The sequence below is a fragment of the Pontibacterium sp. genome, assembly GCF_041587635.1.
Lineage (GTDB): Bacteria > Pseudomonadota > Gammaproteobacteria > Pseudomonadales > Balneatricaceae > Pontibacterium.
Genome location: NZ_JBFGYC010000148.1, coordinates 1 through 7,705 on the forward strand (window position 1 = coordinate 1; position 7,705 = coordinate 7,705).

Here is a 7,705-nt window from a genome sequence, read left to right on the forward strand (position 1 = left end):
CAGGAACGTTGTAGCCCTGAGCCTGAAGTTCAGCAACACATGCTTTCAGCTGAGGGATAGAAGCACTGATGTTTGGCAGCTTAACGATGTTAGCTTTAGGGTCCTGAGTCAGGTTGCCCAGGAAGGCCAGACCATCCTGTACCTGCTGATCGTCAGACAGGTTTTCAGGAAATGCGGACAAGATACGGCCTGCCAGGGAGATGTCAGTAATTTTAACGTCGATACCCGCTGCAGATGTAAAAGTGCGGACGATTGGCAGCAGAGAAGCAGTTGCCAGCGCTGGAGCTTCGTCAGTCAGCGTGTAGTAAATGGTTTGCTCTGGTGTAGTCATTCTAATCCCCAAGTGTATATAGCTCTGGAATGGCCATAGGCTTCGTGTAAGGTGACTTGTGGTCGCCTTTGTCCCTTATCCGAACTTCGTCGGATTTAAACTCGTTGGTTATAATTTTTCGCGATGTAGTATACAGAAAAAATCGTGACGTTTGTATGTTGAATTGTTGCACCAAAGGCTAATAAATCGACCTCTATACCGCACTGCAGCAGGGAATGGGGCCTATATCTAAAGTCGGAGATCAGTGTAGAATTTTTACAACACCTTGTAGTACGGGCGTTTCAGCATGGCTTTTCCAAGTGTGTACGCAACGTAAATGAACACTATTTAACCGCTTGTTTCGCTCTCGCAGAAAAGTGATGATGGCGTGAGGCAGTTCACTCGTTCAAGCTGATATTTCAGTTGAACAATATGCGAGATCAGGGATCTGCTGCTATAGCTACTGTCAGGGAATAACGGAACTGTCTGGAGGACTGATGCGGCGTTTTTACATAAGCCTGATTGCGCTTGCGATTATTCCGTTGCTGTTACTTCTTACTGCGTACGCCGCTACGCCATACATGGTGCAGTGGGGTGCAGCGCAATGGTTAACGGCACAGGGTTTTACAGGTATTACGCTGGATATTGAGCGCCCGGAATGGAATGAATTGCGTGTACGCCAATTCAGAGCGTCCAAAGCAACGGACAGTGCTGACTTGCTGCTGGAAACCGGCTCCATTCTTATCCGGTTTTCTCCGCTAAAAGTGTGGGCGACACAAAAAGTTGATCTGATAGAACTTCCCGCATCTCACCTAAGTGTGCGTCTTAAAGATAATGTGGATGCCCAGCAGCCTAATAAACCGGAAGTGTATCTGGATCTGGCGTCTTTTCTTCCGGCAGTTTGGTTTGCTGCTGTACCGGCTGATCAGGTTCGTGTCGGTGAGCTGAATATCACTCTGGATTATCCCGTTGGTCTGCCGGACTGGTCGCTAAAAGGTGCATTACTGGTTGAATCCGAGCAGCTGTATAGCCGCCTGCGTTTTTACCGTGAAGGACTGGATCTTGGATGGGGGGATCTTGAACTTGCGGCGGATAATCATTTTAACCTGCGGTTATTGCAGCAGGATACGCCCTTTATCGTAATAGATGGCAACCTCAAAGCAGAAGATGCTGTGGTGTTACACGCGAACCAACTTATCGATTTGCAGGGGCTTGGGCATTGGTTGCATCGTTTTATGCCTGACATGGACATTCCTGCGCTCTCCGGTTCTGTCAGTACGCAAGGGACATTTTCCCTCCCGCTTCAGGCCGCGCTATCTCCCGATACGATGCTGTCTCAGCTGGTGTCTGAGCATCGCTTTAAGACTCAAGCATCTCTAAAAGGCATGTCGCCCGTATTATCGGATGTCGCGCTGAACTTGGGTGGTACGCTTCGTGTGTCGGATAAGCGTGTCGCAGCCACACTGAATAAAGGCAACACGGTAACGGTCGTTAAACCACAACTCCCGGATATACGGATGAAGCAGGCTCTAGTGACGCTAAAGCGTCCGATTGCCTTTAATGCAGAGATCGGGCGTGACGGAATAGCTCTAACCAATTTGCCAATTTCTGGCTCTCTAACGCTTTCGCCAATATCTCAGGGCAAGCATCGTGCAGTTGTCAGTCCGGTAGAGTTCAGTGTTGATTCAGCCGATCTGGTTCAACATCAATATAAAGGAACAATAAGTATCGCTCGTTTGAGTCTTGATGTACCTGATCAGCGTCTGCCTGACATTTCAGTCAAGACGGATTTTGACGTCGATCCACAGGTGCTGAACACGACGTTTGATCTGAATACACTTGAACTCCCACTGAGAATCGCCGGGCGATCCTCTACAGATCTGGATCGTATGAGTAGCGCCATACAGTGGACCTTGAAGGCAGTAGATATTACTGGGTTTGAGAAGCAATTACGGACGTATTTCTCAGCAGTCCCTGCTGAACTGACGTTAAAGAGTGGAAGGTTGTTGCACAATGGTGAGGCTAAAATTCGCAATGCAAAAATGCATGTTAACTATTGGAATGCGATCAATCACGCCGATCTGACCTGGAATAAAACGGAACTGAATGATGTTGTATGGCGCTCTAGCGGTCGCTACAACGAAAATGGATGGCTCAATGATCGCGGGACGCTAAAAATCGCACGTATTTTCAGCGGTGTAGAAGTGAATTCGTTGAAAACGAAATACCGCATAACGCGTCATCCAAGCGGTGAAGGCAAGATCAAAATGGCGCCCGTGACGGCTTTTCTACTGGGTGGTGATATTCAGATCAGTGAATTTGAAACAGCGTTGGCACCCCTGAATGTGACAACCTCTGTGGAGCTGCAACAGTTAGATATGGCGGAGATACTTAAACTGGAGCAGCAGGAGGGGCTGAGTGGAGAGGGGCGCCTCAACGGCCAGTTTCCCATCGTGTTTGATAAAGATGGGTTACGCATTAGCGATGGTCGTTTGACTGCCGATGCGCCGGGTGGAGCGATCAGATTTCAACCGGATGGGTCTGTCGCAGCATATGCCGCCGCCAATCAGGGGTTGGCGATGGCGCTGGGGGCGCTTGAGAACTTTCAGTACGATACACTGGAGATAAAGTTGAACTACGCTCCTGATGGTACTGCTCTGTTAAATACCCGCTTGAAAGGGCATAACCCGGACTGGAATAAGGGGCATCCGGTTGATTTTACAATCAACGTGGAGGAGAACATTCCTGACCTGATCCGTACATTGCAGTTTGCAGATGAATTGACGGAAAAGTTGGAAAAACGTTACCGTGACTAATCTTAGCGTTTAGCTTCGCTGAGAAGAAAGGACGCGTATAACCGAGGTGTGATGATGAAACTGACAGCAAGCATGCCGCCGATACTGGTTCTCGTGGCTGCGATGGGCGTAACGGCCTGTTCACCAAGAGTGGAGGTGGCGGTTCCAAGTGAGCCCATTACGATTAATCTCAATGTGAAAATTGAACATGAGATTCTCGTAAAAGTGGATAAAGAGATTGATTCGCTGCTGAGTGAGCAGAGCGATATCTTTTAAGGAGTTAGAGGTATTTCTATGTATCGTCGTATACAACAGGTTTTGACAGCGATTACGCTGGCGTTGACACTGGTTGCCTCGCAGGCGTGGGCTATTTCTAAAGACGACGCTAAGGCGCAGGGCCTGATAGGTGAACGTGCCAACGGATATATTGGCATTGTTGTCTCTAAGCCATCGGCGGATCTGTCCCGCTTAGTGTCCGATATTAATCAGAAACGTAAAGCGGCCTACCAGAAAAGTGCGGCAAGTGCGGGTGTCGAGCGCAAAGTTTTCGAATTGCGAATGGGACAGCGTCTGCAAGATCGCACACCACAGGGCCAGTACATTCAGTTAAAAAACGGCAACTGGAAACGTAAGTAACCGGAGTAACACCGTGCCGGTAACGTCAGCGTTTTGAGCTATTTCACGGTCAGTGCAAAAGCTAACAGCTATAGTCTGGAGGAAGTCAGGGATGTGTATACGTTCACGAATTTCGAAGTTTCTGACTGCCGCCCGAATAGTTGCGATTTTCATATCATTGACGTCTTCATCGTGGGTGTTTGCGCAATCTGAATTTTCGCCGGGCACCCTTTACCAGTTTAATTACCAGCTTGCGAATACCTCCTCGTTAAACTCTCCCGGCGACGCTCGTCTGCACGTGCGTATCTACGCTTATGATCATAGGTTAGCGGACGTGTCCGCGGTTGTACTCAAAGACGCGTACGTTAATCGCCCGCAAAGTGATACTGAGTACTAAGTGGGAAGCTGAAGGCAAGCTTATTGAAAACGGTACGAATGTGACCGCTGTCTTTGAAGGCGAGGGTGAATTTGTCGTTTCGTTCAGCGGTGATGTCTTGGTGTTGGCTCAGGACGGGGATGAGTATCAATTTAACAAACAGGCGGAAAGAAACCGGCAGGCAGAAGCTCAGCTGGATGGTTGGTGGCGTATCCCCGGTGATGCCTCGACTAAGGTGTTTATCGATGAAGGAAATATCATGCTCTCCAATAAGAAAAACGGCCAAATGGATAGTATGGACTTCGGAATTTATGGATCTTACTGGGTCAATCTTCCCGGACCGCATGGCATGAGTGATACTGCGCTGGTTAATTTTACCTACAGTGATAACTCGCTGGTGGTAACGCAGGACGAAGACATTGTTTTGAAATTGCAGCGTAAGTAGCAGGACGTATGTAGCATGCGGAACTTGGTTAATTCATAACTCATTCACATAGTTAATTCTATGATGTGCTACTCAGAATCGATCAGTCAGACTGAGTTGCACATCATTCGTTTCCTTATCTGACCAATCCTTTCTAATCTCCCGCTATCAACAGTTTTCGCTCAGCGGCCCCATCACCGGAAACTACGAACAGTTCATCTTCTGGAGCATGTCATGCCAACGTTTCTAAAACGACTGATCCCAATAGATGCATTTAAGGCCTCGGTGTGGAAATTTCCCGCCCCGATCACCTGCAGTGTCTATCTGTTTGGGATTATGGTGCTGCTGATTCATGACGTTATAGATTTTGATAACCAAGTGGATCTGATCGGTCAGCAGATTGTGTTATCAGCCAGCGGGTTTATGTGGTTTGTTATCGCCCGCTTGATTGCAACGGGGCAGGGGTGGAACAGGGTCAAAGAGTACAGTTTAGGCTTCAGTGTCTTTGCGGTGCTTGCTGTGCTGGTGTTTACCCGCAGTGGTGATGAACTCATCTGGCTGCTGGTTCCAATGTTTATTGGGTTACTGCTCAGCGTATCAAGCGCTCCGTATTTGACGCTGAAGGATGATGCTGCACTGTGGGGGTATAGCCTTCAGGTGTATCAGGGCACAATATTTGCGCTGCTTGCCGCGACTATATGGGGAGGTGGCACTTCAGTATCGATCCGTACAATCGAATATCTCTTTGAAATCGATATTCCTTCAGAGGTCTATGGTGATATCTGGAGTTTTTGTTTATTGGTGCTGGCACCCTTGTATGCACTTGGGTATCTGGACGGGTCTCGCTCATTTACTGATACTGACTATGATATTGCACCGCACGAGAACTTTCTTGTGCAGCGGGTGCTGGTACCCCTGGTCTTTATCTACGTGACCATTCTCTATGCGTACTTCATAAAAATTGCGTTGGTTCAGGCGTTGCCACGCGGACAGCTGAGTTATCTGGTCACTGGGTTTGGCTGCGTAGGCGTGTTGACCTATTTCCTTGGCTGGCCATTAAGGCAGCAGGGTGGGCTCTTCGTTCGATTATTTCAGCGCTATTTTTTCCCCGCGCTGATCATTCCCGTTGCTGTACAAGCCTTAGCGTTGTACCAGCGTGTAGATCAATACGGTGTCACTGAATCGCGTTATTTTGTAGCCGTGTCGGTGCTTTGGCTCGGCGGTCTTGCAGTGGGATATACGCTGTTTAAGCCCGCGCTCAAAAACCTGTTTCTATCGTTGGCGTTACTGCTGATTGTTGCGTCAGTTGGACCTTTGAGCGCAACCAACCTATCGGTCTATAGCCAGATTGGGCGTTTGGAGATGCTGCTCAAACAGTATGGCATGCTGGAAGATGGTCAATTGGTACAGGCGCCGGATACTTTGAGGTTTGAGCATCAGAAGAGTATGAGTTCGATTCTCCGCTATCTGCGCAAACGAGGCAGGTTGGACGAAATTAACACATGGTTACCTGAATCTGAGCGCGAAGATCCCGCACGCGTACAGACGTTTGCTGACACGATGGGAGTTGAGCTGATCAGTGAGTATGAGACTCAGGGAATAGGTGGTACCAGAGTGTTTAGCCTGACTAGTTCAGGCGTAAACAGGGTGCGGGATGTCACTGGATTTCAGCAGATCACACCACGGGTTACTCTGTATTGTGGTGATACGCGGTGTGTTGAGAAAAATCCATGGACCCATAGGTTTGCGGCAACAACACCGTTGTCAGCCCGTTATCAAAACGGACTTCTTAGTTTTGAATTGCCTGCTATTGAAACGGTTTCGTTTGATTTACTGGAGTTCGTTGCATCCGAAGTGATCCGTAACCCGAACCACTTGAAACGTGAGCTTGTTCTTGAACAGCAAGGAGAAGACTGGAAGGTACGGGTGGTGATTGATCGAATGAGTGTAAGGGAGGAGGATTCAAGCCCTACCGGTCCTCGTTTTACGCTGATCAATATGACGTTTCAGGCTATGCTGGTGTATCCGCACTGATATCAGCCGTTGAGGTCTTGAGATGGATGACAAGCAGATTCTGAAAGGCATGACTGCATTGGCCAATGTTGATGCCGATGTTGCTAAAGCATTCGAACTGTTGGGCCCGCCTGCGGCGCGGGTACGTCCGACCGGTTTCGGCGCATTTTTATCGATTATTATTGGACAGCAAGTTTCAACAGATGCGGCCAATGCTATTCGAGGCAGGGTAGAAGCGACCTTACCGGAACTCTCTGCCCAAGGGGTGCTTGCGGTTGAGGACCAGACGCTGCGTGATGCTGGCATGTCGTTCCGTAAAATTGAGTACGCAAAGGGATTGGCTGAGGCACAATTGGCTGGCAGGTTTGACGCGGAAGGTCTGGTGAACTTGAGTGACGCGGAAGCAATCGAATCGATTACTTCATTGCGGGGATTTGGCCGCTGGAGTGCTGAGATCTATTTGATGTTCTCGTTACATCGGCAGGACATATTCCCTGCAGATGATCTGGCGATCTTGATCGCCTTGGGGCGTTTGAAAGGTCTGGAACAAAAACCAACGCCGAAACAGGCCCGCGATCTGGTTGAGCATTGGGCACCCTGGCGCAGTGTTGGTTCGCTGTTCCTTTGGCATTACTATCGTGGTGCGCCAACCTGAGCCTGAGGGTTGACGCGTATTCAGTTAGCTATGTGTTGAGTTATCCGTCGTAACGGTATCCCAGTCCGTGTACTGTCCGCACAATCTGCGGATGACGCGGGTCCACTTCAATGATCTTGCGCAACTTGGAAATATGCTGGTCCAGCGTACGGCTGCTCGGCATGTAGTCACGTCCCCAGCAGTGATTAAAAATCGTATCCCGATCTACAACTTTGCCTTGCTCAGTGTGCAGCAACTGAAGAATTTTCAGATCTCGCAGGCTTAGCTCAATCACGGTGTTATTGCGCTGTGCGCGCAGTTCATCGGGAAATACGTGCAGGTCTGCCATTTCAAATGAACGGGCATCGTTGTTTGGAACGTTGTTTGGATGGGTGTTTTGATTCGCGAGCGCCCGCCGGGTTACCGCACGAATTCGAGCGATTACCTCGCGTGTACCAAACGGTTTTTTGATGTAGTCATCTGCCCCGAGCTCCAGACCAACGACCTGATCGATCTCTTCTGACTTTGCGGTGATGAA

8 protein-coding genes are annotated in these 7,705 nt (G+C 49.1%); 6 read left to right on the top strand and 2 right to left on the bottom strand.

Annotated features, from left to right (window positions below; translation table 11 throughout):
- The coding region (locus ABYW01_RS09285; protein ID WP_372832268.1) for an NADP-dependent isocitrate dehydrogenase at positions 1-331 on the bottom strand (331 nt) is incomplete at its 3' end.
- Positions 332-807: 476 nt separating this feature from the next.
- On the opposite strand from ABYW01_RS09285, the gene ABYW01_RS09290 reads away from it, so the two are divergent.
- From ABYW01_RS09290 to ABYW01_RS09315, 6 genes are all read left to right on the top strand, one after another.
- On the top strand, positions 808-3,126 hold the full coding sequence (locus ABYW01_RS09290) for a YdbH domain-containing protein (protein WP_372832270.1): 2,319 nt from the start codon (positions 808-810) through the stop codon (positions 3,124-3,126).
- Positions 3,127-3,180: 54 nt separating this feature from the next.
- Complete coding sequence (locus ABYW01_RS09295) at positions 3,181-3,381, top strand: YnbE family lipoprotein (RefSeq protein ID WP_372832279.1); 201 nt, start codon at positions 3,181-3,183, stop codon at positions 3,379-3,381.
- A gap of 18 nt (positions 3,382-3,399) precedes the next feature.
- The gene (locus tag ABYW01_RS09300; protein ID WP_193954490.1) at positions 3,400-3,741 is read left to right on the top strand and encodes a YdbL family protein; all 342 of its coding nucleotides are present in this window, start codon (positions 3,400-3,402) and stop codon (positions 3,739-3,741) included.
- Positions 3,742-4,064: 323 nt separating this feature from the next.
- The gene (locus tag ABYW01_RS09305; protein WP_372832271.1) at positions 4,065-4,541 is read left to right on the top strand and encodes a hypothetical protein; all 477 of its coding nucleotides are present in this window, start codon (positions 4,065-4,067) and stop codon (positions 4,539-4,541) included.
- A 213-nt stretch (positions 4,542-4,754) separates the two neighbouring features.
- Positions 4,755-6,554, top strand: coding sequence for a DUF4153 domain-containing protein (locus ABYW01_RS09310; RefSeq protein WP_372832273.1), 1,800 nt, complete (start codon positions 4,755-4,757; stop codon positions 6,552-6,554).
- A 22-nt stretch (positions 6,555-6,576) separates the two neighbouring features.
- Positions 6,577-7,188: a DNA-3-methyladenine glycosylase gene (locus ABYW01_RS09315; protein ID WP_372832275.1), complete on the top strand. Its 612-nt coding sequence runs from the start codon at positions 6,577-6,579 to the stop codon at positions 7,186-7,188.
- A 40-nt stretch (positions 7,189-7,228) separates the two neighbouring features.
- On the opposite strand, the gene ABYW01_RS09320 is transcribed toward ABYW01_RS09315, so the two are convergent.
- Positions 7,229-7,705 (bottom strand): winged helix-turn-helix domain-containing protein (locus ABYW01_RS09320; RefSeq protein ID WP_372832277.1); only part of this gene is annotated, 477 nt, incomplete at its 5' end.